The sequence below is a fragment of the Pseudomonas inefficax genome, from assembly GCF_032164165.1.
Taxonomy (GTDB): Bacteria; Pseudomonadota; Gammaproteobacteria; order Pseudomonadales; family Pseudomonadaceae; genus Aquipseudomonas; species Aquipseudomonas inefficax.
The window spans coordinates 2,121,881-2,147,276 of sequence record NZ_CP134401.1; the positions used below are offsets into that span (position 1 = coordinate 2,121,881).

Here is a 25,396-nt window from a genome sequence, read left to right on the forward strand (position 1 = left end):
CAAAGCCGTTGGCGAGGGCAGCGGCCAATAGTGTCATTTAGCCTCTATTTTGGCCGTGACACATACATCATGCGATGATCGACGGCTCACTCAAGGAGTTCGCGCCAATGTCCATCGACTGGCTCTGCAAGCACCACACCGATCTCAGCAAGGACCAGCTGTACGCCATTCTGCAATTACGCACTGAAGTGTTCGTGGTCGAGCAACGCTGCGCCTACCAGGAAGTCGATGGCCAGGACCTGACCGGCGATACCCTGCACCTGATGGGCTGGCAGGATGACAAATTGGTGGCCTACCTGCGCCTGCTCGACCCGCAATCCCAGGGTGGGGATGTGGTGATCGGGCGGGTGGTGACTGCGCCCGCGGCGCGCGAGCTGAAGCTGGGGCATACCTTGCTGCTCAAGGGGCTGGAAGCAGCAGAGCATTGCTGGCCGGGGGTGCCGGTTTACCTGTCGGCGCAAGCGCATTTGCAGGGGTTCTATGCCCGGCATGGGTTCGAGGTGGTGGGCGAGGAATATCTGGAGGACGATATTCCGCATATCGGGATGCGCAAAGGCTGAGTTAACCGCTATCCCTGTGGGAGCGGGCTTGCCCGCGAATCAGGCACTGCGGTGGATGGCACGGGCTTCGCCCGTGTTCGCGGGCACGCCCGCTCCCACAGGGAATGCGTCAGCTTTTCGATTCAGGGATAGCCCAGCACTTCGCGAATCTGCCGCAAATGCCGGATGATCCACTGCTTGTCGATCGCTCCCCAGTCATGAATGCGGTAGTGCCCGGCGTGGTTGCGCGCGCCTTCCTGCTGTTCGAACTCGCAGACGATATCCAGGTCGGCCAGCGCCGCAATGGTGTCCTGAGCGGTGCGCCGGGGCATGCCGGTGGCCTCCATCAGGGCCGGCACGCTGGTCGCGGTCTGGCTGTCGATCAGCCAGGCCACGTACAGGCGGCGGTAGAAGCTGCTCTTGGTCTTGCTCACTTCCATGCTGCGTGGTCCTTAACAGTTGCCCGGCAGCTCCCGATAGGTCAGGTAGACGCGCAGGTCGAATTCCAGTTGGTGGTAGTCCGGCTCCATATGCTGGCAGAGCTGGTAGAACGCCTTGTTGTGGTCACGCTCGCGCAGGTGCGCCAGTTCGTGTACCACGATCATGCGCAAGAATTGCGGCGCAGCCTCCTTGAACAGCGAGGCGATGCGGATTTCCTTCTTCGCCTTGAGCTTGCCGCCCTGCACCCTCGATATCGCCGTATTCAGGCCCAGGGCCCGATGGGTCAGGTCGAGACGATTGTCGAACAGCACCTTGTCCAGGTTCGGCGCGCTGCGCAGGTATTGCTGGCGCAGATCCTGGGCATAGGCGTACAACGCCTTGTCGTTCTGCACGTCATGGCGGTCGGGATAGCGGCGCTGCAGGTACTCGCCCAGGCGGTCGCTGTCGATCATCTGCCGCACCTGCTGCTGCAGGTGCGGGGGGTAGGCTTGCAAGTATCGTAATACGGTCATGGTGCTGCATTCGGTGTATCGAATGCCGATTCTAGCCAATCATGGCCCCGGCCAGGAGAAAATCGCCGGGAAGCTGCTGGCATCGGTGGCGGTCATCGGGTAAGCCACCAGGAACCCTTGCACGTACTCACAACCATTGGCCTTGAGCCAGGCAGCCTGGACCGGGGTTTCCACCCCCTCGGCGATCACCGTGATGCTGTAGTCGGCGCACAGGCCGATGACGCTGCGCACCAGCGCTGCATCCACCGCCGAATCAGGCAGGCGCGCCACCAGATGGCGGTCGAGCTTGAGTGTATCTATCGGCAGGTCGCGCAACATGCGCAACGAACAGTCGCCGGCACCAAAATCATCCAGCGCCACCCGTACACCCAGCTCGCGCAAGCGGTGTATCTGTTTCACCGCCGCATCGATGTTGTACATCAGCGAGGTTTCCGCCACTTCCACTTCCAGCTGCGCCGGGTCCAGCTGGTAAAGCTGGATGACCCGGTGCAGCTCGTCGACCAGGCTTGGCATGACGAACTGCGCACGGCTCAGGCTGATACCCAGCACCAGGTCCGCCGGGAAACGCTGGCACCATGCCTGACGCTGAGCCGCGCCCTGGCGGTAGATCCAGCTGGCCAGGCGGTTTATCAAGCGCGCCTCTTCCAGCAACGGGATGAACAGCCCCGGCGGTACGTCGCCGACACTGGGGTGCTGCCAGCGCAGCAAGGCCTCGAAGCCACGCAAGCGGCCATCGTGGAAGCCGACCTGCGGCTGGTAAACCAGCGTGAAGTCTTGCTGCTCCACGGCCGTGCGTACGCTGTCCTCGAGCATCAGCCGCGAACGCGCCCGGCCATTGAGCTCCTGATCGTAGAAGCGATACTGCTGGCGCCCCGCCTGCTTGGCCGCGTACATCGCCGCATCGGCCGCGCGCAACAGGCCTTCGACATTGGCGCCGCAATCCGGATAGGTGGCAATGCCGATGCTCACCCCAAGGCTCACATCCAGCCCTTCCACTTGGTGGCTGATGGAAATACGTTCCAGCAACCGCTCGGCATAGCGCCCGGCCTGCTCCGGGTAAGGCAGGCTGTCGAACAGTGCAGTGAACTCGTCCCCGCCCATGCGCGCCAGCAGCGCCTCACTGCCCAGGCAATCCTTGAGCTGTTCGGCCACCCAGTGCAGTACCCGGTCGCCCGCGTCGTGGCCGAGCGAGTCGTTGATGCGCTTGAAGCCATCCAGGTCCATGTACATCAGCGCCTGCGCCTTGTCCGAGCGCTCGTTGCGCAGCAGCACACCTTCGGCGGCCTGGTAGAACCCGCGGCGGTTGAGCAGGCCGGTAAGCGGGTCGGTAACGGCCTGGTACTCCAGCTGCTGGTGCAGGTTGCGTACCACTGACATGTCCAGCACGGTGACCACCATGCCCTGCTGTTCGGCCGGCAGTGGCGCACACGACAACGCCACCGGCACCAGCTCGCCGCCAAGGGTGCGCAGCTGGGCATCGTGCACGCGGAAGATGCGCCGCCCCAGATAGGCCTGGTAGAAGTCCGATTCGTTCCACGAGCAGGCAGTGGCCAGTTGCACCAGGTCGAGCAGATGGGCGCCCTGCAACTGTTGCACCGGCGCTGACAACAAACGGGAAATGGCCGGGTTGGCAAAACTGATGATGCCTCGGGCGTCAACCACCAGAATGCCCTCGGCGGCGTTCTCCAGAATCGACGCGTTGAACGCCCTGGCCGCTTCCAGCTCTCGGGTCAGGCGCTGCAGCATGCGCCGGTTGCGCTGCTGGTCGAGCAGCGCCTGAACCTTGGGCTTTAGAATTTGCGGGTCGAACGGTTTGAACATGTAGTCCACGGCGCCGCTGGCGTAACCCTTGAGCACGGCCGCTTCGGACTGTTCGTTGGCGGTGAGGAAAATGATCGGGGTCAGCCGTGTGCGCTGGCTGCCGCGCATCAGCCTGGCGACTTCGAAGCCGTCCATCTCCGGCATCTGTACATCCAGCAGAACCAGGTCGACATCGTGCTCGAGCAACGCACTCAAGGCTTCCATCCCGGAGTTTGCCGTCAACACCTGCCAATCCTGACGGGCCAGCAATGCCCGCATGCTGATGAGGTTTTCGGGGTAATCGTCTACCACCAGAAGAACCGAGTTGCCATCCAGTGGCTGAGGTTGAGGGTGAGCGACATCCATGCTGCTTCTCTGTTATGTGACCGACTTCAATATACGGTTGGATCCACTAGTACTCTAGACCTGAGCGGATAACACGCAATGCAATCAGAACGCTATCAGTGCCTCAACTCTACGGTAGCCGACTAACGGTCAGTTTGCCGGGAATATGTGCCGGGCCTCTTCGCGGGTAAACCCGCTCCCACAGGTACTGCGCTGCCTGGTGGGTTTGAATGCTCCCTGTGGGAGCGGGTTTACCCGCGAAGAGGCCAGCACAGGCGTAGGATTCCAACACCCAGAAATGAAAAAACCCGCATCGCTGCGGGCTTTTTCATCAATGCCAGAAGATCAGTTGACCTTGGCGGCCAGCTCACCTTTCAGGTAGCGCTGGAACATGCCTTCCAGGGAGATCGGCTTGATCTTCGAGGCATTGCCAGCGGTGCCGAAGGCTTCGTAACGGGCGATACAAACGTCACGCATGGCCTTGACGGTTTCACCGAAGAACTTGCGCGGGTCGAACTCGCTCGGGTTCTGCGCCATCAGGCGGCGCATGGCACCGGTGGAGGCCAGACGCAGGTCGGTGTCGATGTTGACCTTGCGCACGCCGTGCTTGATACCTTCGACGATTTCCTCGACCGGTACACCGTAGGTTTCCTTGATGTCGCCGCCGTACTGGTTGATGATCGCCAGCCACTCTTGCGGTACCGAGGACGAACCGTGCATCACCAGGTGGGTATTGGGGATGCGCTTGTGGATTTCCTTGATGCGGTCGATGGCCAGCACGTCACCGGTTGGTGGCTTGGTGAACTTGTAGGCACCGTGGCTGGTACCGATGGCGATCGCCAGGGCGTCGACCTGCGTCTTCTTGACGAAGTCGGCGGCCTCTTCCGGGTCAGTCAGCATCTGGCTGTGGTCCAGCACGCCTTCGGCGCCAATACCGTCTTCTTCACCGGCCATGCCGGTTTCCAGCGAACCCAGGCAGCCCAGCTCGCCTTCTACCGAAACGCCGCAGGCGTGTGCCATGGCAACGGTCTGCTGGGTAACGCGGACGTTGTATTCGTAGTCGGTCGGAGTCTTGCCGTCTTCACCCAGCGAGCCGTCCATCATCACCGAGCTGAAGCCCAGCTGGATCGAGCGCTGGCAGACGTCGGGGCTGGTGCCGTGGTCCTGGTGCATGCACACCGGGATATGCGGGAATTCTTCGATGGCCGCCAGGATCAGGTGACGCAGGAACGGCGCACCGGCGTACTTGCGAGCACCGGCCGAAGCCTGGACGATCACCGGGGAGTCAGTCTTGTCGGCCGCTTCCATGATGGCGCGCATCTGCTCGAGGTTGTTGACGTTGAAAGCTGGTACGCCGTAACCGAACTCGGCGGCGTGGTCCAGCATCTGGCGCATGCTAATGAGTGCCATTGTGTATCTCTCTCCCGACAAGCGTCGTTTGTTTCGTGCAAGCCTGCCGCAGGGGCGGTTGCTGTTCAAGTAGTGTGGGCCACCCTAGCGGCCCGGCCAGTCACGGTGCCTTGCAGCCCCGCCCAATCAGATCGTTGGTTGCCACCCAGTACACCAGGCCTTCTTCGCCCTTGGTATGGAAGGCCAGCATGCCATCGCTGTACAGCGCACCCGAGGCACCCTGCTCGGCCTTGAGCCGGTAGACCTGGTCGCCGCCACCAAGGCGCACATCGACCTGGTCGCGCTGCGCATCGGCGAAGCGCCACAGCACTTCAGCCTGGGTGTCGCAGACCCAACGGGTCCATTCGTCAGCCGGGGCGGGTTGCGCCGGCTTCAGTAGCGAGCATCCTGCCAGTGTCGCCAGAGCCGTCACGGCCAAAAGCGCTTTCATTCAGTTTCCTCGATTTGGGGCTGCTGTGCAGCCCTTCGCGGGCTTGCCCGCTCCCACAGGTCAAGCGCTGCACATGTGGGAGCGGGCAAGCCCGCGAAGGGCCGCTCAGCGGCCCCTACCTCAAGACCACAAATCAGCCTTCAGGTTGCCTGTTACCCGATCAAGGGCAACCTGGCGCCTTGCGCTGGTGGTCTTCGTCGTACTTTTCCAGGCCTTCCGGGCCCACGCGCTTGCTGATGACCGGCACAGTCTCGGCCTGCCACTCGGACTGGTAGCAACCGCCCTTGGGCGACCGCGTCGGGTCGGCATCCGAGGCCGGGCTGCCGGCGCATGCGCTCAGCAGGCCAGCCAGCATCATCACAGGCAATTGCTTGACCATCAGGCCGCTCCCTTTGCCAAGCGCCGACGTCATCAGGCCTTGGCCCGCTCTTCCAGAATCGCCACGGCCGGCAGGACCTTGCCCTCGACGAACTCGAGGAAGGCGCCACCACCGGTAGAAATGTAGGAGATATCGGCGCCAACGCCATATTTGTCGATGGCTGCCAGGGTGTCCCCGCCGCCGGCAATGGAGAACGCGGCGCTGTCGGCGATGGCCTTGGCCAACACCTTGGTGCCGTTTCCGAACTGGTCGAACTCGAACACGCCTACCGGGCCGTTCCACAGGATGGTCTTCGACGACTTCAGCAGCTCGGCGAAGTGGGCTGCGGTTTGCGGGCCGATATCCAGGATCATGTCGTCGGCGGCAACGTCGGCAATGGCCTTGACGGTGGCTTCGGCGCTCTCGGCAAACTCCTTGGCAACCACCACGTCGACCGGCAGAGGCACGCTGACCTTGGCGGCGATGGCCTTGGCGGTGTCGACCAGGTCAGGCTCGTACAGCGACTTGCCCACTGGGTGGCCGGCTGCGGCCAGGAAGGTGTTGGCGATGCCGCCACCGACGATCAGCTGGTCGCAGACCGAGCTCAGGCTGTTCAGCACGTCCAGCTTGGTGGAGACCTTGGAACCGGCAACGATGGCCGCCATCGGCTTGGCGGGGGCCTTCAGGGCCTTGCCCAGGGCATCCAGCTCGGCAGCAAGCAGCGGGCCGGCAGCAGCGACCTTGGCGAACTTGGCAACGCCATGGGTAGAACCTTCGGCACGGTGGGCAGTGCCGAAAGCGTCCATGACGAACACGTCGCACAGGGCGGCGTATTTCTGCGCCAGTTCGTCGGCGTTCTTCTTCTCGCCCTTGTTGAAGCGCACGTTCTCGAACAGCACCAGGTCACCAGCCTTGACCTCGACACCGCCAAGGTAATCGGCAACCAGCGGCACGTCGCGGCCCAGGGCCTTGCTCAGGTAGTCTGCGACCGGCTTGAGGCTGTTCTCGGCAGAGAACTCACCCTCGGTCGGGCGGCCCAGGTGCGAGCAGACCATTACCGCCGCGCCCTTCTCCAGGGCCAGCTTGATGGTCGGCAGCGCTGCCAGGATACGCGCGTCGCTGGCTACCACACCGTCCTTCACAGGCACGTTGAGGTCTTCGCGGATCAGTACGCGCTTACCTTGCAGGTCGAGGTCGGTCATCTTCAACACGGTCATGAATGCAGTCCTTCAGGGCTGTTTGTTGCGGGTTGGGTGGACGACGTGCAGATAGTGTTCGGCAACGTCGAGCATACGGTTGGCGAACCCCCACTCGTTGTCGAACCAGGCCAGCAGGTTCACCAGGCGGGGGCCGGAAACACGGGTCTGGCTGGCATCGACGATCGCCGAATGCGGGTCATGGTTGAAATCACAGCTGGCGTGGGGCAACTCGGTGTAGGCCAGCAAGCCTTTCAGCGGGCCTTCCAGCGCCGCCTCGCGCAGCACCCGGTTGACTTCGGCCGCGCTGGTATCGCGGGCGGTCTGCAGGGTGATGTCCAGACACGAGACGTTGACGGTTGGTACGCGTACCGCTTTGGCCTGGATTCGCCCGGCAAGTTCCGGAAGCAGGCGCTCGATACCACGTGCCAGACCAGTGGACACCGGGATCACCGACTGGAAGGCCGAACGCGTGCGGCGCAGGTCTTCATGGTGATAGGCGTCTATCACCGGCTGGTCGTTCATCGCCGAGTGGATGGTGGTGATCTGCACATACTCGATGCCGAATGCCTGGTCCAGCACGCGCAGCAGCGGTACGCCGCAGTTGGTGGTGCACGATGCGTTGGACACCAGGCGCTCGTTGCCGGTCAGGCAAGCCTGATTGACACCGTAGACCACCGTGGCATCGACGTCGGCCTCGCTGGCCATCGGCTGCGAGAACAGCACCCGCGGCGCCCCGGCGTCGAGGAACCGCTGGCCATCGGCACGGGTGTGGTAGGCGCCGGAGCATTCCAGCACCAGGTCGATGTCCAGGGCTGCCCAGTCGATGCCTTCGGGGGTGGCACTGCGCATCACCTTCACGCAGTCGCCATTGATATGCAGACAGTCGCCATCGACCTTCACCTCACCGGGGAAACGCCCGTGGGTGGAGTCGAAGCGTGTCAGGTATTCCAGGCTGGCCTGGTCGGCCAGGTCGTTCAGCGCGACGATCTCGAAACCGGCCTTTGCCCCCCGCTCGAACAGCGCGCGCAGGACACAGCGGCCGATACGGCCATAACCGTTGAGTGCAACTTTGTAGGGACGCAGGTGGGGCATTCGTTGGCTCGCTAACGCATGATGGCTGTTGGGGCCGCGTTGCGGCCCATCGCGACACAAGGCCGCTCCTACAAGGAGCTGCATGCGCAGTACCCTGTAGGAGCGGCCTTGTGTCGCGATGGAGGGCGAAGCCCTCCCCTTTGCACGACCTGGAGGGCGTCATTGCCCCCACTGATACATCAGTCTTCCAGCAGCTCTTCGGCAGTACCGAGGATGTTCTCCACGGTGAAGCCGAACTCTTCGAACAGTGCCGAAGCCGGCGCCGACTCACCGTAGGTGGTCATGCCGATGACACGACCTTCCAGGCCGACGTACTTGTACCAGAAGTCGGCGTGCGCGGCTTCGATGGCGATACGCGCACCTACTTCCAGCGGCAGCACGGACTGCTTGTAGGCAGCGTCCTGGGCATCGAACACGCTGGTGCACGGCATGGAAACCACGCGCACCTTGCGGCCTTGTTCGGTCAGCTTGGCGTACGCCTGAACAGCCAGGCCCACTTCGGAACCGGTGGCGATCAGGATCAGCTCAGGCTCGCCGGCGCAGTCCTTGAGCACGTAGCCGCCGCGGCTGATGTCGGCGATCTGCTGGGCATCGCGGTCCTGGTGCTGCAGGTTCTGGCGCGAGAAGATCAGCGCCGAAGGGCCGTCCTTGCGCTCCAGGGCGTTTTTCCAGGACACGGCGGATTCCACCGCGTCGGCTGGGCGCCAGGTGTCCAGGTTCGGCGTGCTGCGCAGGCTGGTCAGCTGCTCGATCGGCTGGTGAGTCGGGCCGTCTTCGCCCAGGCCGATGGAGTCGTGGGTGTAGACGTGGATCACGCGCTGCTTCATCAGCGCCGACATGCGCACGGCGTTACGGGCGTATTCCATGAACATCAGGAAGGTCGCGCCGTAAGGCACCAGGCCACCGTGCAGGGCAACGCCGTTCATGATGGCGGTCATGCCGAACTCGCGCACGCCGTAGAACACGTAGTTGCCGCTGGCGTCGTTGGCTTCGACACCCTTGCAGCCCTTCCACAGGGTCAGGTTGGAACCGGCCAGGTCGGCCGAACCGCCGAGGAACTCTGGCAGCAGCGGGCCGAAGGCATTCAGGGCGTTCTGGCTGGCCTTGCGGCTGGCAATGGTTTCGCCCTTGGCAGCCACTTCGTTGATGTAAGCCTGGGCCTTCTCGCTGAAGTCGGCCGGCAGCTCGCCGCTGGCACGGCGCTTGAACTCGGCAGCCAGCTCCGGGTAGGCCTTGGCGTAGGCATCGAAGCGCTGGTTCCAGTCGGCTTCGGCCTTGGCACCGGCGGCCTTGGCGTCCCACTCGGCGTAGATCTCGGCCGGGATTTCGAACGGGCCGTGGTTCCAGTTCAATTCCTTGCGGGCCAGGGCGATTTCGTCGTTGCCCAGCGGTGCGCCGTGGCAGTCTTCCTTGCCCTGCTTGTTCGGCGAGCCGAAACCGATGATGGTCTTGCAGCAGATCAGGGTCGGGCGATCGCTCTTGCGGGCGGTTTCGATGGCGGTCTTGATCTCGTCGGCGTCATGGCCGTCGACGTTGCGGATCACCTGCCAGTTGTACGCTTCGAAGCGCGCCGGGGTGTTGTCGGTGAACCAGCCGTGCACTTCGCCGTCGATGGAAATGCCGTTGTCGTCATAGAAGGCGATCAGCTTGTTCAGGCCCAGGGTGCCGGCCAGCGAGGCGACTTCGTGGGAGATACCTTCCATCATGCAGCCGTCGCCGAGGAACACGTAGGTGTTGTGGTCGACGATGGTGTGGCCGTCACGGTTGAACTGGGCAGCGAGCACTTTTTCGGCCAGGGCGAAGCCCACGGCGTTGGCGATACCCTGGCCGAGCGGGCCGGTGGTGGTCTCGACGCCTGGGGTGTAGCCGTATTCCGGGTGGCCCGGGGTGCGGCTGTGCAGCTGGCGGAAGCCTTTGATGTCATCGATGGTGACGTCGTAGCCGGTCAGGTGCAGCAGCGAGTAGATCAGCATCGAACCGTGGCCGTTGGACAGTACGAAGCGGTCACGGTCGGCGAAACTCGGGTTGCTCGGGTTGTGCTTCAGATAGTCGCGCCAAAGCACTTCGGCGATATCCGCCATGCCCATGGGGGCACCTGGGTGGCCGCTGTTGGCCTTTTGCACGGCATCCATGCTGAGGGCACGAATGGCGTTGGCACGTTCACGACGGCTGGGCATCGCTGATCTCCTGAGGGGCTTGAATAGGTGGTGTCACGAAAAAAGGCGGCCATTTTCGCCCACTGGGGGGGCTTGGGGCAATGACGTATGGTCGCAGTCGGGGGATTTTCCTCTGATTGGCACTCATTTCGGGGCAAAATCTGGAAATCGATGCCGGCTTCTTCGCGGGTGAACCCGCTCCCACAGGGTCGCACCAAGCCTGAGGGCAGTGCTGAACCTGTGGGAGCGGGTTCACCCGCGAAGAGGCCCGAAAGGGCAACCCCGCACTCCGCCCATCATCCAATATCAAAACTTTTTGATATTGCCCTTGCTAGGGCAACGATGCCTGTCTAGACTGCCGCACCATGAACCTCCGTGCGCAATCGATCCCCGAGCAACGCGAAGCATTGGCAGCCCTGTGCAAAGCCAGTGGCGACGAGTTGCGCCTGAACGTATTGCGCGCCCTGGCCAACGACTCGTTCGGCGTGCTGGAACTGGCGCAGATCTTCGATGTGGGCCAGTCGGGCATGAGCCACCACCTGAAGGTGCTGGCCCAGGCCGAGCTGGTGGCAACCCGCCGCGAGGGCAACGCCATCTTCTACCGCCGCGCCCTGCCCGACAGCCTGCGCCTGGGCGGTCGGCTGCATGCAGCGTTGCTCGAAGAGGTGGATGACCTGACCCTGCCGCCTGACGTGCAGGCGCGCATCGCCCAGGTACAGCAGCGCCGCGCAGCCACCAGCCAGGACTTCTTCCTGCGCGTGGAAGAGAAGTTCCGCGCTCAGCAAGACCTGATCGCCGGCCTGCCGCAGTACCGCGAAAGCCTGCTGGCGTTGCTCGACAAACTGAATTTCGACCCGGCCGCCAGCGCCCTGGAGGTCGGCCCCGGCGACGGTGGCTTCCTGCCCGACCTGGCCCGGCGCTTCGCCCAGGTCACTGCCCTGGACAACAGCCCGACCATGCTCGAACTGGCGCGCCAGGTGTGCCAGCGCGAAGGGCTCGACAATGTGAACCTGCAGTTGGCCGATGCACTGGGTGCAACGGATGTGGCCGCCGACTGCGTTGTGCTGAACATGGTGCTGCACCATTTCAGCGACCCGGCCCTGGCCCTGCGCCAGCTGGCCAAAAGGGTGAAGGCAGGCGGCAGCCTGCTGGTAACCGAACTGTGCAGCCATGACCAGGGGTGGGCGCGCGAAGCCTGCGGCGACCTGTGGCTTGGCTTCGAGCAGGACGACCTGGCCCGTTGGGCCAACGCCGCCGGGCTGGCCCCCGGGGACAGCCTGTACGTGGGTTTGCGTAACGGTTTCCAGATCCAGGTCCGCCATTTCCAGCGGACGGCTGGCGACATACACCATCGGTAAATTTCAGGAACCTTCGAGATGAGCGAATACTCCCTTTTCACCTCCGAGTCCGTGTCCGAAGGGCATCCGGACAAGATCGCCGACCAGATTTCGGACGCCGTCCTTGATGCCATCATCGCCCAGGACAAGTACGCCCGCGTAGCCTGCGAAACCCTGGTCAAGACCGGTGTCGCCATCATCGCCGGCGAAGTTACCACGTCGGCCTGGGTCGACCTGGAAGACCTGGTGCGCAAGGTCATCATCGACATCGGCTACAACAGCTCCGACGTCGGCTTCGACGGCGCCACCTGCGCCGTGATGAACATCATCGGCAAGCAGTCAGTGGACATCGCCCAAGGCGTCGACCGCTCCAAGCCGGAAGACCAGGGCGCCGGTGACCAGGGCCTGATGTTCGGCTATGCCAGCAACGAAACCGAAGTGCTGATGCCAGCGCCAATCTGCTTCTCGCACCGCCTGGTCGAGCGCCAGGCCGAAGCACGCAAGTCCGGCCTGCTGCCATGGCTGCGCCCGGACGCCAAGTCGCAAGTCACCTGCCGCTACGAAAACGGCAAGGTGGTCGGCATCGACGCCGTGGTGCTGTCGACCCAGCACAACCCTGAGGTTTCGCAGAAAGACCTGCAGGAAGCCGTGATGGAGTTGATCGTCAAGCACACCCTGCCTGCCGAACTGCTGCACAAGGGCACCCAGTACCACATCAACCCGACCGGCAACTTCATCATCGGCGGCCCGGTGGGTGACTGCGGCCTGACCGGGCGCAAGATCATCGTTGACTCCTACGGCGGCATGGCCCGCCACGGTGGTGGCGCGTTCTCCGGCAAGGACCCGTCCAAGGTCGACCGTTCGGCCGCCTACGCCGGCCGCTACGTGGCCAAGAACATCGTCGCCGCAGGCCTGGCCGAGCGTTGCGAGATCCAGGTGTCGTACGCCATTGGCGTGGCCCAGCCGACCTCCATCTCGATCAATACCTTCGGTACCGGCAAGGTCTCCGACGACAAGATCATCCAGCTGGTGCGCGAGTGCTTCGATCTGCGTCCTTACGCCATCACCACCATGCTCGACCTGCTGCACCCGATGTACCAGGAAACCGCTGCCTACGGCCACTTCGGCCGTACCCCGCAGCAGAAGACTGTCGGCGACGACACCTTCACCACCTTCACCTGGGAGCGCACCGACCGCGCCCAGTCGCTGCGTGACGCTGCCGGCCTGTAAATTTCCCATTGCGCTGGTCGAAAGCCCCTGCCGAGCAATCGGCAGGGGCTTTTTTGTGACATATGGGCTGACAAACACCGCATGGCGACCTGCACGCAACCTGCCTAGGCTGAGGGCTCCCACCCGCCATGCAAGGATGCTGGCCATGCCGTTGATACTGCTGTTCACCCTGTTGTTGACACTGAGTTCCCCCCTGGCACGTGCCGCCACATGCCCTACCTGGAACCCGCAACAAGTCGAGGCTGAAGTAAGCCGACTAAGTGCCACGCTCGCCCACTGGGACGACCACTACCACCGCCAGGGCGTTGCGCTCGTACCCGATGAACTCTACGACCAGAGCCGCCAACGCCTGACGCACCTGCAGCAATGCTTTGGCATCGCGACCATCCAGTCTCCGCTGGCCAGCGCTGGCGGGCCGATCCCGCATCCGGTGCCACATACCGGCGTCGACAAGCTGGCCGACCGCCTGGCTGTAGAACGCTGGCTGGCCGGCAAGACCGATGTCTGGGTGCAGCCAAAGGTCGATGGCGTAGCGGTCTCCCTCATTTACCGACAGGGCCGGCTGGAGCAGTTGATCAGCCGCGGGGACGGCGTGCAGGGGCACGACTGGAGCCGCCACATTCCCCAGCTCCACGCCATCAATCGGCAGTTGCCCCAGGCCATCGACCTGCAACTGCAGGGCGAACTGTACCTGCGTCTGGACGCGCACGTGCAAGCTCAGGCAGGCAGCGCCAACGCACGAGGGACGGTAGCCGGGCTGCTGGCTCGCAAGCAGCTGGGTCGTGAGCAAGGCGAGCGCATTGGCCTGTTCGTGTGGGACTGGCCGCGCGGCCCCGAGCAGCAGGCCGAACGCCTCGCGCAGCTGGCGGAACTGGGCTTTGCGCACAGCCGGGATTACAGCGTCGCCATAAAAACAGTGGACGATGCGGCGCACTGGCGTGAGTACTGGTACCGCTCACCCCTGCCCTTCGCCACCGATGGCGTGGTGCTGCGCCAAGGCGGCCGGCCACCGGCCGAGCGCTGGCAGGCCAAGGCCCCCTATTGGATCGCAGCGTGGAAGCACCCGTACACACAGGCCTTGGCCGAAGTGCGCGAGGTCCGCTTCCGCATCGGCCGCACCGGTAGGGTCACACCGGTCTTGCAGGTGCTGCCGGTTACCCTGGATGACCGGCGAATCACCCAGGTGAGCCTGGGCTCACTGGCACGTTGGCTCAAGCTCGACATCCGTCCCGGTGACCAGGTGGCCGTCAGCCTTGCCGGGCTGACCATCCCACGCCTGGAGCAAGTGGTGCACCGCGCCGCCGAGCGCCAACCGGTGACCGCACCAGCGCCCGGCCAACATCATGCCCACAGTTGCTGGCAGATCAGCGAAGGCTGCGAGGACCAGTTCATTGCCCGCCTCACCTGGCTCAGCGGCAAGCAGGGGCTGGCCCTGCCGCGCACCGGCCCTGGCACCTGGCGCCGGCTGGTGGCTGCCGGGCTGGTGACTTCGATGACCGACTGGCTGCATCTGGACGCCGAGCGCTTGGGCCAGGTAACCGGTATCAGTGACGCAACGGCTGCGCAGTTGCTCGGCACTTTCGACCAAGCCCGCTCACGGCCCTTTGCCCAATGGCTGCGCGGGCTGGGCGCGCCCACACCCACCGGCATGCAGGTGACAGGCGACTGGCTGGAGCTTGCTGCCCGCACCAACCTTGAATGGCAAGCCATGCCCGGTATCGGCGAAAAGCGCGGGCAACAGCTTGCAGGATTTTTTGCGGCCGCCGAGGTGCAAGCCATTGCAACGCAGCTGGCCAAGGCAGGGATCGACGGCTTCCGGCCCGACAGGCAAAGCATCAAGCAATGATTGTTTACCAATTTACTCGTAGGAAAATCCTGAGATTAAGCCGGAAAAGCCCAACAAGGGTTTCTAAATGGGCAAAACCAAGGCAGGATTTCCCCCAACTTTTGCTGCCCCGCCCCGTCAAGGAGGCTTTTCATGAAACGTATTTCGACCCTTTTCCTGCTTGCGACACTGGGCCTGGCCGCTGGCGCCGCACAAGCCGCCCAGCCGGATGCCGGCCTGACCGGTTGCGCCGCCAAGCGCAGCGCCATCGAGAACCAGTTGAAGATTGCCCGTGATCAAGGCAACAGCCACCAGGCCGCAGGGCTCGAAGAGGCGCTGCGAGGGGTCGACAACTGCACCGATGCCGGCCTGCGCAAGGAACGCGAGCAGAAGGTGCTCGACGCCCGTCACGAAGTGGCGCAGCGGGAAAGGGACTTGAAGAAAGCCGAGAAGAAAGGCGATTCGGAGAAGATCAACAAGCGCAAGGACAAGCTGGCCGAGTCGCGCAAGGAGCTGCAGGAAGCGGTAGAGGATCTCGACCGCTGAAGCTCCGACCGGGCGAACGCGATCATTGTAGGAGCGGCCTTGTGTCGCGATAGGGCTGCGCAGCGGCCCCAGGATTTCAGCTGATGCATAAATCGCCGGGGCCGCTTTGCGGCCCATCGCGACACAAGGCCGCTCCTACACAGAGCAATGCAGGCAATCAATGATTGCGGAATTCGGTATGACAGGCCTTGCAAGCTGCTTCGACCTTGTCCATCGGCGCCTTCAACTGCGCAGCGTCCAGCGGCTGGCCGCGAGTGACATCGACCAGTTCGCCAGTGACGCTTTCCAGCTGCCGGGCCAGGTCATGAAAGCGCGCCTGACGTTCCCATACCTCGGCCCGTGCGCTACTGTCGCCGCCATCACGCGCCTGGGGAAAGTGCTGCCAGGGCTGGTGCGAAAGGTTGTCCAGCTTCAGCGCACCATCGGCAAACTTCACCCCGTCGAAGGGCAACCGCCCACGCAACATGCCGCCCAGGTCTTCGCTGGTCTTGAGCATGTCCTTGAAGATTACCTTGCGCTTGCCCAGCGGGGAGTTCGGGTCAACCCGGTCGCAACCACCCAGGGCCAGTGCTGCCAGCAGAACAATGGTCAATCGCTTCAACATCACGGTCACTTCGGCCTACGCAAATGGGTGGCCAGTATCGCTGCCCAACGGCCAAAGACCAATAGCCACATAAAAAACAGGGGCGAATATCCGTATTCACCCATGACAGGAATGTATTCATGAAATCTGCCCTGCGCCACCTGGCCTGGACACTCCCGGTACTGGCCCTGCTGGCCGGCTGCAATGGTGGTGAAAGCGCCAAACCCGAGCCGCATGCCATCGCCACCTACGCCAATGCCACCTGGCAGGACCTGCCCACCGTCAGCGACAGCGACCTGGTGGCGGGCTTCCAGGCCTGGCGCAACGGCTGTGAAAAGCTCAAGCGCGACACCGTCTGGGCCAGCACCTGCGAAGCAGCCGCCAACGTGCCCGACAATCCCTTGCAGGTGCGCGCCTTCCTGCAACAGAACCTGCAGGTATACGGCCTGCGTTCGGCCGAAAACAATGCCAACGGCCTTATCACCGGTTACTACGAACCGGTCTACCCTGGCAGCCTGAGCCAGTCGGCAACCAACCATGTGGCGGTTTACGGCATCCCCGACGACATGATCGTGGTCGACCTGGCCAGCGTGTATCCCGAACTCAAGGGCAAGCGCCTGCGCGGTCGCCTCGATGGCCGGGTGCTCAAGCCTTACGACACCGCCGAGGTAATCAACCGTGACGGCGTCAAGGCACCGGTGCTGGCCTGGCTGACCGACCCGATGGACCTGCAGTTCCTGCAGATCCAGGGCTCCGGCCGGGTTCAACTGGAAGATGGCCGCCAGCTGCGCCTGGGTTACGCCGACCAGAACGGCCACCCCTACCGGCCGATCGGGCGCTGGCTGGTGGACCAGGGCCAGTTGAAGAAGGAAGAAGTAAGCATGGGTGCCATTCATGCCTGGGCCCAGGCCAACCCGCAGCGGGTACCGGAACTGCTCGCCAGCAACCCCAGCTACGTGTTCTTCAGCACCCGCCCGGACAGCAACGAAGGGCCGCGAGGTTCGCTGAACGTGCCGCTGACCGCTGGCTACAGCGTGGCCATCGACCGCAAGGTGATTCCGCTGGGCAGCTTGCTGTGGCTGTCCACCACTCGCCCGGACGGCACACCGGTGGTACGCCCGGTGGGGGCTCAGGATACCGGCGGGGCAATTACTGGCGAGGTGCGCGCGGACCTGTTCTGGGGCACAGGGCCGGAAGCCGGGGAACTGGCCGGGAACATGAAGCAGCAGGGGCAGATCTGGATGCTGTGGCCCAAGGGCAAGCCGCTGCCTGAGGTGCCGAAAGTCCTCTGACGTTACCCTACCCCTGTGGGAGCGGGTTTACCCGCGAAGAAGACTACGCGGTATATGGCACCGGCTTCGCCGGTGTTCGCGGCTAAAGCCGCTCCCACAGGAACCGCACCAGCTTTCAGATGGAAACCACGAAGAACGCCACGATAATCGCCATCCCGGCAAACCACACCAGCGATCGCAGCACGGCCCAGTCGGCCAGGTAACAGATGATGTAGAGCAGCCGGCTGGTGATGTACATCACCCCCAGCACATCCTGGGTCACCTGCTCGGCATTGCCGACGATATCCGCCACCAGCACCGCCGCGGCAAATGCCGGGAAAGCTTCGAAACTGTTCTGCTGGGCAGCATGTGCGCGCCGCGGCAGCCCGGACAGGGTATCCAGGAAGGCGCGCGGGTCGTGGTTGTCGCGCAGGCGGAAGCGGCCACTACCGACTTTGGCGATCAACGCACACAGTGGGGGCAAGAACAGCGCGATCAGGATGCACCACAGGGCAACAGTCATGGACAGGACTCCTTGTTCAGTCTTCGGGTCAAAGCTTCATTACCAACATGCCGGCCAATACCAGCCCGCAAGCTAGGAGTCTTGGCCCGCCAAAAGGTTCTTTCAGGTAGCGCATCCCCAACAGCACCACCAGAATCACGCTCAACTCGCGCAACGCCGCCGCTTCGGCCACCGACCCAAGGTGCATGGCCCACAGCACCAGCGCGTAACTGAGCAATACACACAGCCCCACTGCCAGCCCCAGGCGCCACTGCAGGCGCCAGAACAATACGAACGGCGCACGCCGCGCCACGCTGGCCAGCAGCGGGAAGGGCCAGGCACTGAGCAAAGTCAGCCACACCAGGTAATCCCAGGGCTTGCCCCACAGGCGCACGGCCTGGCCGTCGAACCAGGTGTAGCAACCAATACACAGGCCGATCAGGGCAACAACCGGCAGCATCGACCAGGGCAGCCGGTCCCCGCCACCGCCCTGCCACAGCAGGCAGGCCATGCCACAGGGGATCAGCAGGATGCCGATGATCTGCTGCTGGCTCAGCGACTCACCGGCAAAAGCCAGGGTCAGCCCCAGCACCACCAGCGGCGACAGCCCGCGCATCAGAGGATAGACCAGCCCCAGGTCGCCCACGCGGTAGGCCTGGATCAACAGGAAGCGGTACAGCTGCTCGGCCAGCGCCGAGGCCAGCAACCACGGCCAGATGTTGGCTGGCGGCAGCTCGACGAAGGGCACTGCCAGCACCGCGAAGGCCAGCGCCACCGTGTCCATGCTGGCAATCACCAGCAAGCGTTCGCCGCTGAATTTGATCAGGGTATTCCAGGTCGCATGCAGCAGGGCAGCGACCAGCACCAGGGATGTTGCCAACACGCCTTGTTGTCCTTATGGCTTTTTTACGGCAGTGAATATATAGCGTTTGCAGGGACTGTTGTGGGAGCGGGTTCACCCGCGAAGAAGGCGACCCGGTGTATGGCACCGGCCCTGCCGGTGTTCGCGGGTGAACCCGCTCCCACAGAGATCGCACCAGCCCTTATGTTTTGAGCGTGCTTGAGTACGCAGTTCAGCCTGTTAACGGGAACGATTGGAACGAATCCGGTCAAACCTTGTGTCCCGAACCCTGCGCCAGGTCATCAAAGAACTGCCCGAGCCATTCGGGTTACGACTTGGAAGCCACTGTTACAGGATTCGGGATGCTTGAACTAGTTGCCGCGTTTATCTGCCTTACCACCCTCCTCACCTATGTAAATTACCGTTTCATCGGCCTGCCCCCCGCCATTGGCGTGATGGTAACGGCGCTGCTGTTTTCCCTGATGCTGCAGGGCCTGAGCCTGATCGGCTTCCCTGGCCTGGAAGCGCGCGTCGAAGGGCTGATGAACCAGATCGACTTCAACGACTTGCTGATGCACTGGATGCTGGCATTCCTGCTGTTCGCCGGCGCCTTGCACGTCAACCTCTCCGACCTGCGCAGCTACCGCTGGCCGATCGGCCTGCTGGCCACCGTCGGGGTGCTGATCGCCACCGTGGTCATCGGCTACCTGTCGCACTGGGTGTTTGCCCTGTTCGGCTGGCAGGTACCGCTGATCTATTGCCTGCTGTTCGGTGCGCTGATCTCGCCCACCGACCCGATTGCCGTACTGGGCGCGCTGCGTACCGCGAATGCCTCCAAACCCTTGAAAACCACCATCGTCGGCGAGTCGCTGTTCAATGACGGCACCGCCGTGGTGGTGTTCACCGTGTTGCTGGGCATTATCCAGCTGGGCGAAACGCCAAGCATGGCCGATACGGCCGTTCTGTTCGCCCGCGAGGCCATCGGCGGTGTAGTGTTCGGCGGGCTGATCGGCTACGCCACCTACCGCATGATCAAGAGTGTCGAGCAATACCAGGTGGAAGTGATGCTGACCCTGGCGCTGGTCATCGGCGGCTCGGCGATGTGCTACGAGCTGCACGTTTCGGCGCCGATCGCCATGGTGGTGGCCGGGCTGATCATCGGCAACCTGGGGCGCAACCTGGCGATGAACGACATGACCCGTCGCTACATGGATGGCTTCTGGGAACTGATCGACGACATGCTCAACGCCCTGCTGTTCGCATTGATCGGCCTGGAACTGTTGCTGCTGCCATTCAACTGGATGCACCTGGCGGCCGGCAGCGTGCTGGCGCTGGCGGTGCTGCTGTCGCGGCTGCTGACGGTGGCCCCGGCGATCGTGCTGCTGCGACGCTGGCGCCCGGTGCCAAAAGGCACGGTGCGTGTACTGACCTGGGGTGGCCTGCGCGGTGGAGTGTCGGTGGCCCTGGCGCTGTCGCTGCCATTGGGCGCAGAACGTGACCTGCTGCTGTCGATCACCTACATCGTGGTGCTGTCGTCGATCCTGGTGCAGGGGTTGAGCATCGGGCGGGTGGTGCGCAAGGTCAGCGACCAGCCTTGAGCAATAGTGCTTGCCTCTTCGCGGGTGAACCCGCTCCCACAGAATCTCCGCTACCTTTCGGGCAGTTAAAACCTTGTGGGAGCGGGTTTACCCGCGAAGAGGCAAGCACCGACAACCGAAATCTATTCGACTGCACTGTCCGGGAACTGGTCTTGAATGTACTTGATCTCGGTCCGCCCATGCGGCGCCGGCAACCCATCCTCGCCAAGGTTGACGAAGACCATCTTGTCGACCGTGAGAATGGCCTTGCGGGTGATCTTGTTGCGCACTTCGCACTTGAGGGTGATCGAGGTGCGGCCAAACTCGGTGGCGGTGATACCCAGCTCGATGATGTCGCCCTGGCGCGAGGCACTGACGAAGTTGATTTCCGATATGTACTTGGTCACCACGCGCTGGTTGCCCAGCTGGACGATGGCGTAGATCGCTGCCTCTTCGTCGATCCAGCGCAGCAGGCTGCCACCGAACAAAGTGCCGTTTGGGTTGAGGTCTTCGGGTTTAACCCACTTGCGGGTATGAAAGTTCATCTGTACTCCTGACCTGCTTGGCTAACGTACAGCAATGATGGCAGAGCGGCCGCTGTCGCTCCATTGAACATCGACTATCGTCGCGATTAATCGACAGAAAACCTTGGGCAAGCCGCCGGGCGCGGCTATAATCTCCGCCGCTTCACATGGCCGCCCACAGCGGCGCCATGCCCGCCACCCGTCCGAGGGGCGCTGCAGCAGGCTAGGCCTGTCAGGCTCGGATGGGGCGTTGCTCGCTCTCGCGGGCGCTTAACGCACAACGGCGCCCATTCGCACACTACGAATGGAGGCTCTCATGAGCGCTGCAAACATGCCTGCTGGTTTTACCGATTACAAAGTCGCCGACATCTCCCTGGCCGCCTGGGGTCGTCGCGAAACCATCATCGCCGAATCGGAAATGCCTGCACTGATGGGCCTGCGTCGCAAGTACCTGGCCGAGCAACCGCTCAAGGGTGCGAAGATTCTGGGCTGCATCCACATGACCATCCAGACCGCCGTGCTGATCGAAACCCTGGTCGCCCTGGGTGCCGAAGTGCGCTGGTCGTCCTGCAACATCTTCTCCACCCAGGACCAGGCCGCCGCGTCCATCGCCGCCGCCGGTATCCCGGTGTTCGCCTGGAAAGGTGAAACCGAGCAGGAGTACGAGTGGTGCCTGGAGCAGACCATCCTCAAGGATGGCCAGCCATGGGACGCCAACATGGTCCTCGACGACGGTGGCGACCTGACCGAGCTGCTGCACAAGAAATACCCGCAAGTGCTGGAGCGCGTGCACGGTGTGACCGAAGAAACCACCACCGGCGTGCACCGCCTGCTGGACATGCTGGCCAAGGGCGAGCTGAAAGTCCCGGCGATCAACGTCAACGACTCGGTTACCAAGAGCAAGAACGACAACAAGTACGGTTGCCGTCACAGCCTGAACGACGCCATCAAGCGTGGTACCGACCACCTGCTGTCGGGCAAGCAGGCCCTGGTGATCGGCTACGGTGACGTGGGCAAGGGCTCGGCCCAGTCGCTGCGTCAGGAAGGCATGATCGTCAAGGTCACCGAAGTCGACCCGATCTGCGCCATGCAGGCCTGCATGGACGGTTTCGAAGTGGTTTCGCCGTTCATCGACGGTATCAACAACGGCACCGAAGCCAGCATCGACAAGGCCCTGCTGGGCAAGATCGACCTGATCGTGACCACCACCGGTAACGTCAACGTCTGCGACGCCAACATGCTCAAGGCGCTGAAGAAGCGTGCCGTAGTGTGCAACATCGGCCACTTCGACAACGAGATCGACACCGCCTTCATGCGCAAGAACTGGGCCTGGGAAGAGGTCAAGCCGCAGGTGCACAAGATCCACCGCACCGGCGCTGGCAGCTTCGACCCGCAGAACGACGACTACCTGATCCTGCTGGCCGAAGGCCGCCTGGTCAACCTGGGTAACGCCACTGGCCACCCAAGCCGCATCATGGACGGCTCGTTCGCCAACCAGGTACTGGCACAGATCTTCCTGTTCGAGCAGAAGTTCGCCGACCTGTCGGCCGAGAAGAAAGCCGAGCGCCTGACTGTTGAAGTACTGCCTAAAAAGCTCGACGAAGAAGTGGCCCTGGAAATGGTCCGCGGCTTCGGCGGCGTGGTCACCCAGCTGACCAAGCAGCAGGCCGACTACATTGGTGTGACCGTCGAAGGCCCGTTCAAGCCGCACGCCTACCGCTACTAAGCGGCAAGCTTGACGGCTCAAGCGGCAAGCAAAGGCAGACCGTGCCATTGCCGCTTGCAGCTCAAGCATCAAGGGTCTTGAACGATGCCCAAGCCAGGCCGGCCATGACCGGTCTGGCTTTTACTTGCAGCCTGCCGCTTGAAGCTTGCTGCTAGAGGAACGCCTGATGTCCCAGGAACGCCGTTACAGTTTCGAGTTCTTCCCGACCAAGACCGATGCCGGTCACGAAAAGCTGATGGGCGTGGCCCGCCAGCTTGCCGCATACAACCCGGACTTCTTCTCCTGCACCTACGGTGCCGGTGGTTCGACCCGCGACCGCACGCTGAACACCGTGCTGCAGCTGGAAAGCGAAGTGAAGGTGCCTGCCGCGCCGCACCTGTCGTGCGTTGGCGACACCAAGGCCGAACTGCGTGCCCTGCTGGCCGAATACAAGGCTGCTGGTATCAAGCGCATCGTTGCCCTGCGTGGTGACCTGCCGTCAGGCATGGGCATGGCCAGTGGCGAACTGCGCTACGCCAGCGACCTGGTCGAATTCATCCGCCAGGAAACCGCCGATCATTTCCACCTGGAAGTGGCCGCCTACCCGGAAATGCACCCCCAGGCCCGCAACTTCGAGGCTGACCTGGCCAACTTCGTGCACAAGGTCAAAGCCGGTGCCGATAGCGCCATTACCCAGTACTTCTTCAACGCCGACAGCTACTTCTACTTCGTCGAGCGCGCGCAGAAGCTGGGCGTGGACATCCCGGTGGTGCCTGGCATCATGCCGATCACCAACTACAGCAAGCTGGCGCGTTTCTCCGATGCCTGTGGCGCCGAGATCCCGCGGTGGATCCGCAAGCAGCTGGAAGCCTATGCCGACGACACCGCCAGCATCCAGGCGTTCGGCGAAGAAGTGATCACTCGCATGTGCGAACAGCTGCTGCAAGGCGGCGCACCGGGCCTGCACTTCTACACCTTGAACCAGGCCGAGCCGAGCCTGGCGATCTGGAACAACCTGAAGCTGCCGCGCTGAAATTTTTTGCAAAATCTGTTTAAGATTTGATTAAGGCTTTGGTCATAGACTAAAGCCTTATTCATTTTCCAGTTAAACAGGTCTTGCCTGCCATGCAGCCCCCCCAGCCATCGCGTCCACAGCTCGTCTACCTGGCTTTTGGCCCGGCAACCTACCATCAGGAAGCCTGCTTCAGCATCGTCAGCGCCCTCGCCCATCTGGATACGGCAGCAGGCGAAGCCATGGACATCCAGGTCTACACCGACAACCCGCAACCTTATGCCGGCCTGCCGGTCACCGTTCACCTGCTGGACGAAGCCACGCGCGAGGCATGGAACGCCCCTCACGGTTACCACTTCCGCAGCAAGCATGTGCTGTTGCGTCAGGTGCTGCAGCAATACCCGCTGGCAGTGCTGATCGACACCGACACCTTCTTCCGCAAGTCGCCGCTGGAGCTGTTTGCCCGGGTAGCCCCAGGCCGCCTGCTGTGCAATGCCATCGGTGCGCGCTATGGCAGCAACCAGAAGTGCCTGCTGTACAAGAACCTGCTGGCTATCCTCGAGTCCAGGGGCCTGGCCGATTGCCAGATGCCACTGGTCAACTCCGGGGTGATTGGCCTCAGCGCGAAAGACGCCGGTACCCTGGACCGCTCCATCGCCATGATGGACGAATTCCACCCCCTGGCTCGCGAGGCCTATACCCTCGAGGAGTTCTGCCTGGCGGTGGCGGCCTACCGCACACTGGAGCTGGCCGAATGCACAGATGTCATTCATCACTACTGGAGCCGCAAGGCGCAGTTTCGCGCCAAGATCCAGGCCTGGCTGCGCAAGCATGGCCATGACCCGCTGAGCCACGCGGCGCTGGCCGACGTGTCCCTGGTCAATGACCAGCTGCCACGGCCTCCGGCCCTGCAACGCCTGGGTTACAAGGCGCTGAGCATGACCCTGCCCAGCCATGAGCGCCAATTCGCCCGCGAGCTGCTGTATGGCTGCTACCCCTATCCCAATGAGTTCGACCGCGCCTGCGCGCCAGCCTGGTGGGACAAGGCCCTGGAAAACCTCAATGCACGCCATGGCCACATGGAGCCCGAGCAACTGCGCCAGTGCCTGCGCCACCCAGGGATGCGCCTGTCACTGGGCGAACGGCGCAAGGATATCGAGGCGCATCTGCTGAGGTCCTCCCAAACTTGATTGAACTGTGGCGGCCTCTTCGCGGGTGAACCCGCTCCCACAGGATCTCTACTGGCTTGCAGGCTCGTGCTGTACTTGTGGGAGCGGGTTCACCCGCGAAGAGGCCGGCACAGGAGAACATCACGCCCGCTGGCCTTGGAATGGCCGAGCGCGTAATCTCCGGCCATGCCACCCGTCGCCCGTCTGTTCTGGATCCTGTTTCTCGCCTGCCTGAGCCCGCTGGCCCTGGGCGAGCGGCTGCGCCTGGTGACTGATGACTGGGCACCCTATGTGTACCAGCACGACGGCCAGCCGCGCGGCATCGACTACGAAGTCACCACCCGCGTGTTCGAACGCCTTGGCGTCGAAGTGCAGTGGGAGTTCCTGCCATGGAAGCGCTGCCTCGCAATGATCGAGCAGGGCCAGGCCGACGGCATCATGGACATTTTCCAGACCGAGTCGCGCCGGCCCTATCTGGTATACGCCCCCGAACCCATGTCGGAAGTCGAGTTCGTCCTGTTCCAGGCCAGCGCACGTCGCCATGCCGTCAAGGCTCTGGCTGACCTTGCCGGCCTCACTGTCGGCACCTCGCCCGGCTACGCTTATGGTGCCGCGTTCAACGAGGCCCTACATTTCAGGCGCGAGGCCGCGCCTACCCATGAAGCCAATTTCGGCAAGCTGATGCTGGGCCGCATCGACCTGGCAATCACCGACCGCAGGGTCGGCCATTACCTGCTGCGCCATCTGGGCCTGCAACAGCAGGTCGAGGAGCTGCCACTGGTGATCAGCCGTCAGCCGCAATACCTGGGGCTGGTGCGCAAGCCGGGGCGGGAGGCACTGGCCCAGGCCTTCGCCATGGAACTGCAGCGCTTCAAGCAGGAACCGGCTTATGCGGCTATAAGCAACCGCTACACAGACGACATCGGAAACATTCTCAACGCCGTTGAGCAGCAGGAAAGCAGCACAGCGCGATAGCTCTGTTATACTCGGGC

Annotated in this window: 24 protein-coding genes and 1 riboswitch; of the genes, 11 read left to right on the forward strand and 13 right to left on the reverse strand. The window is 63.1% G+C overall.

Annotated features, from left to right (window positions below; translation table 11 throughout):
• Window positions 1-107: 107 nt before the first annotated feature.
• The gene (locus RIN61_RS09525; protein WP_112249390.1) at window positions 108-560 is read left to right on the forward strand and encodes a GNAT family N-acetyltransferase; all 453 of its coding nucleotides are present in this window, start codon (window positions 108-110) and stop codon (window positions 558-560) included.
• Between the two features lie 122 nt (window positions 561-682).
• Here the strand turns inward: RIN61_RS09525 and RIN61_RS09530 are convergent, their stop codons facing one another.
• The 9 genes from RIN61_RS09530 to tkt all read right to left on the reverse strand — a co-directional run bounded on the left by RIN61_RS09530 (window position 683) and on the right by tkt (window position 10,303).
• Window positions 683-979, reverse strand: coding sequence for a winged helix-turn-helix domain-containing protein (locus tag RIN61_RS09530; protein WP_003249396.1), 297 nt, complete (start codon window positions 977-979; stop codon window positions 683-685).
• A 12-nt stretch (window positions 980-991) separates the two neighbouring features.
• Complete coding sequence (locus tag RIN61_RS09535; protein WP_112249389.1) at window positions 992-1,492, reverse strand: M48 metallopeptidase family protein; 501 nt, start codon at window positions 1,490-1,492, stop codon at window positions 992-994.
• Between the two features lie 39 nt (window positions 1,493-1,531).
• Window positions 1,532-3,658, reverse strand: a complete 2,127-nt coding sequence (locus RIN61_RS09540) for a putative bifunctional diguanylate cyclase/phosphodiesterase (RefSeq protein WP_207879535.1) — start codon at window positions 3,656-3,658, stop codon at window positions 1,532-1,534.
• Window positions 3,659-3,982: 324 nt separating this feature from the next.
• Entirely contained in the window at window positions 3,983-5,047 is a 1,065-nt protein-coding gene (gene fba / locus RIN61_RS09545) for a class II fructose-bisphosphate aldolase (RefSeq protein ID WP_008093958.1), read from the reverse strand.
• Between the two features lie 100 nt (window positions 5,048-5,147).
• Window positions 5,148-5,477, reverse strand: a complete 330-nt coding sequence (locus RIN61_RS09550) for an MliC family protein (RefSeq protein ID WP_112249386.1) — start codon at window positions 5,475-5,477, stop codon at window positions 5,148-5,150.
• A gap of 160 nt (window positions 5,478-5,637) precedes the next feature.
• Window positions 5,638-5,889 carry a hypothetical protein gene (locus tag RIN61_RS09555; RefSeq protein WP_112249385.1) on the reverse strand — a complete coding sequence of 84 codons (252 nt, stop codon included), beginning with the start codon at window positions 5,887-5,889 and terminating at the stop codon, window positions 5,638-5,640.
• A complete protein-coding gene (locus RIN61_RS09560) occupies window positions 5,889-7,052 on the reverse strand; it encodes a phosphoglycerate kinase (RefSeq protein ID WP_112249384.1) in 1,164 nt (387 codons plus the stop codon). The genes RIN61_RS09555 and RIN61_RS09560 overlap by 1 nt, the downstream gene beginning before the upstream one ends.
• A 12-nt stretch (window positions 7,053-7,064) precedes the next feature.
• The gene (epd, locus tag RIN61_RS09565; protein WP_013974502.1) at window positions 7,065-8,126 is read right to left on the reverse strand and encodes an erythrose-4-phosphate dehydrogenase; all 1,062 of its coding nucleotides are present in this window, start codon (window positions 8,124-8,126) and stop codon (window positions 7,065-7,067) included.
• A 179-nt stretch (window positions 8,127-8,305) separates the two neighbouring features.
• Window positions 8,306-10,303 carry a transketolase gene (gene tkt, locus RIN61_RS09570; protein WP_112249383.1) on the reverse strand — a complete coding sequence of 666 codons (1,998 nt, stop codon included), beginning with the start codon at window positions 10,301-10,303 and terminating at the stop codon, window positions 8,306-8,308.
• 344 nt (window positions 10,304-10,647) lie between these two features.
• On the opposite strand from tkt, the gene RIN61_RS09575 reads away from it, so the two are divergent.
• From RIN61_RS09575 to RIN61_RS09590, 4 genes are all read left to right on the forward strand, one after another.
• Window positions 10,648-11,640 carry an ArsR/SmtB family transcription factor gene (locus tag RIN61_RS09575; RefSeq protein ID WP_133975878.1) on the forward strand — a complete coding sequence of 331 codons (993 nt, stop codon included), beginning with the start codon at window positions 10,648-10,650 and terminating at the stop codon, window positions 11,638-11,640.
• An 18-nt stretch (window positions 11,641-11,658) separates the two neighbouring features.
• Window positions 11,659-12,849 (forward strand): methionine adenosyltransferase, encoded by a 1,191-nt coding sequence (gene metK, locus RIN61_RS09580; RefSeq protein ID WP_003249375.1) that lies wholly within the window; start codon window positions 11,659-11,661, stop codon window positions 12,847-12,849.
• 145 nt (window positions 12,850-12,994) lie between these two features.
• A complete protein-coding gene (gene ligB / locus RIN61_RS09585; RefSeq protein ID WP_207879533.1) occupies window positions 12,995-14,695 on the forward strand; it encodes an NAD-dependent DNA ligase LigB in 1,701 nt (566 codons plus the stop codon).
• A gap of 132 nt (window positions 14,696-14,827) precedes the next feature.
• Window positions 14,828-15,220 (forward strand): DUF1090 domain-containing protein, encoded by a 393-nt coding sequence (locus tag RIN61_RS09590; RefSeq protein WP_112249379.1) that lies wholly within the window; start codon window positions 14,828-14,830, stop codon window positions 15,218-15,220.
• A gap of 157 nt (window positions 15,221-15,377) precedes the next feature.
• Here the strand turns inward: RIN61_RS09590 and RIN61_RS09595 are convergent, their stop codons facing one another.
• Window positions 15,378-15,824: a c-type cytochrome gene (locus tag RIN61_RS09595; protein WP_112249378.1), complete on the reverse strand. Its 447-nt coding sequence runs from the start codon at window positions 15,822-15,824 to the stop codon at window positions 15,378-15,380.
• Between the two features lie 119 nt (window positions 15,825-15,943).
• On the opposite strand from RIN61_RS09595, the gene mltA reads away from it, so the two are divergent.
• Window positions 15,944-17,095, forward strand: coding sequence for a murein transglycosylase A (mltA, locus tag RIN61_RS09600; RefSeq protein ID WP_112249377.1), 1,152 nt, complete (start codon window positions 15,944-15,946; stop codon window positions 17,093-17,095).
• A 115-nt stretch (window positions 17,096-17,210) separates the two neighbouring features.
• On the opposite strand, the gene RIN61_RS09605 is transcribed toward mltA, so the two are convergent.
• The gene (locus RIN61_RS09605; protein WP_112249376.1) at window positions 17,211-17,597 is read right to left on the reverse strand and encodes an MAPEG family protein; all 387 of its coding nucleotides are present in this window, start codon (window positions 17,595-17,597) and stop codon (window positions 17,211-17,213) included.
• A 28-nt stretch (window positions 17,598-17,625) separates the two neighbouring features.
• Window positions 17,626-18,459: an EamA family transporter gene (locus RIN61_RS09610; protein ID WP_112249375.1), complete on the reverse strand. Its 834-nt coding sequence runs from the start codon at window positions 18,457-18,459 to the stop codon at window positions 17,626-17,628.
• A gap of 320 nt (window positions 18,460-18,779) precedes the next feature.
• Here RIN61_RS09610 and RIN61_RS09615 point away from each other — a divergent pair, with 320 nt between their 5' ends.
• Window positions 18,780-20,015, forward strand: coding sequence for a cation:proton antiporter (locus RIN61_RS09615; RefSeq protein WP_112249374.1), 1,236 nt, complete (start codon window positions 18,780-18,782; stop codon window positions 20,013-20,015).
• Between the two features lie 122 nt (window positions 20,016-20,137).
• On the opposite strand, the gene RIN61_RS09620 is transcribed toward RIN61_RS09615, so the two are convergent.
• Entirely contained in the window at window positions 20,138-20,539 is a 402-nt protein-coding gene (locus RIN61_RS09620; RefSeq protein WP_009399312.1) for an acyl-CoA thioesterase, read from the reverse strand.
• A 178-nt stretch (window positions 20,540-20,717) separates the two neighbouring features.
• Window positions 20,718-20,814: riboswitch (S-adenosyl-L-homocysteine riboswitch) on the forward strand.
• A gap of 20 nt (window positions 20,815-20,834) precedes the next feature.
• Here RIN61_RS09620 and ahcY point away from each other — a divergent pair.
• From ahcY to RIN61_RS09640, 4 genes are all read left to right on the forward strand, one after another.
• The gene (ahcY, locus tag RIN61_RS09625; RefSeq protein WP_025340892.1) at window positions 20,835-22,244 is read left to right on the forward strand and encodes an adenosylhomocysteinase; all 1,410 of its coding nucleotides are present in this window, start codon (window positions 20,835-20,837) and stop codon (window positions 22,242-22,244) included.
• A gap of 166 nt (window positions 22,245-22,410) precedes the next feature.
• Window positions 22,411-23,256: a methylenetetrahydrofolate reductase [NAD(P)H] gene (metF, locus tag RIN61_RS09630; protein WP_025340893.1), complete on the forward strand. Its 846-nt coding sequence runs from the start codon at window positions 22,411-22,413 to the stop codon at window positions 23,254-23,256.
• 92 nt (window positions 23,257-23,348) lie between these two features.
• A complete protein-coding gene (locus RIN61_RS09635) occupies window positions 23,349-24,425 on the forward strand; it encodes a hypothetical protein (RefSeq protein ID WP_112249373.1) in 1,077 nt (358 codons plus the stop codon).
• A 165-nt stretch (window positions 24,426-24,590) separates the two neighbouring features.
• A complete protein-coding gene (locus RIN61_RS09640; protein WP_313856908.1) occupies window positions 24,591-25,379 on the forward strand; it encodes a substrate-binding periplasmic protein in 789 nt (262 codons plus the stop codon).
• Window positions 25,380-25,396 lie beyond the last annotated feature (17 nt).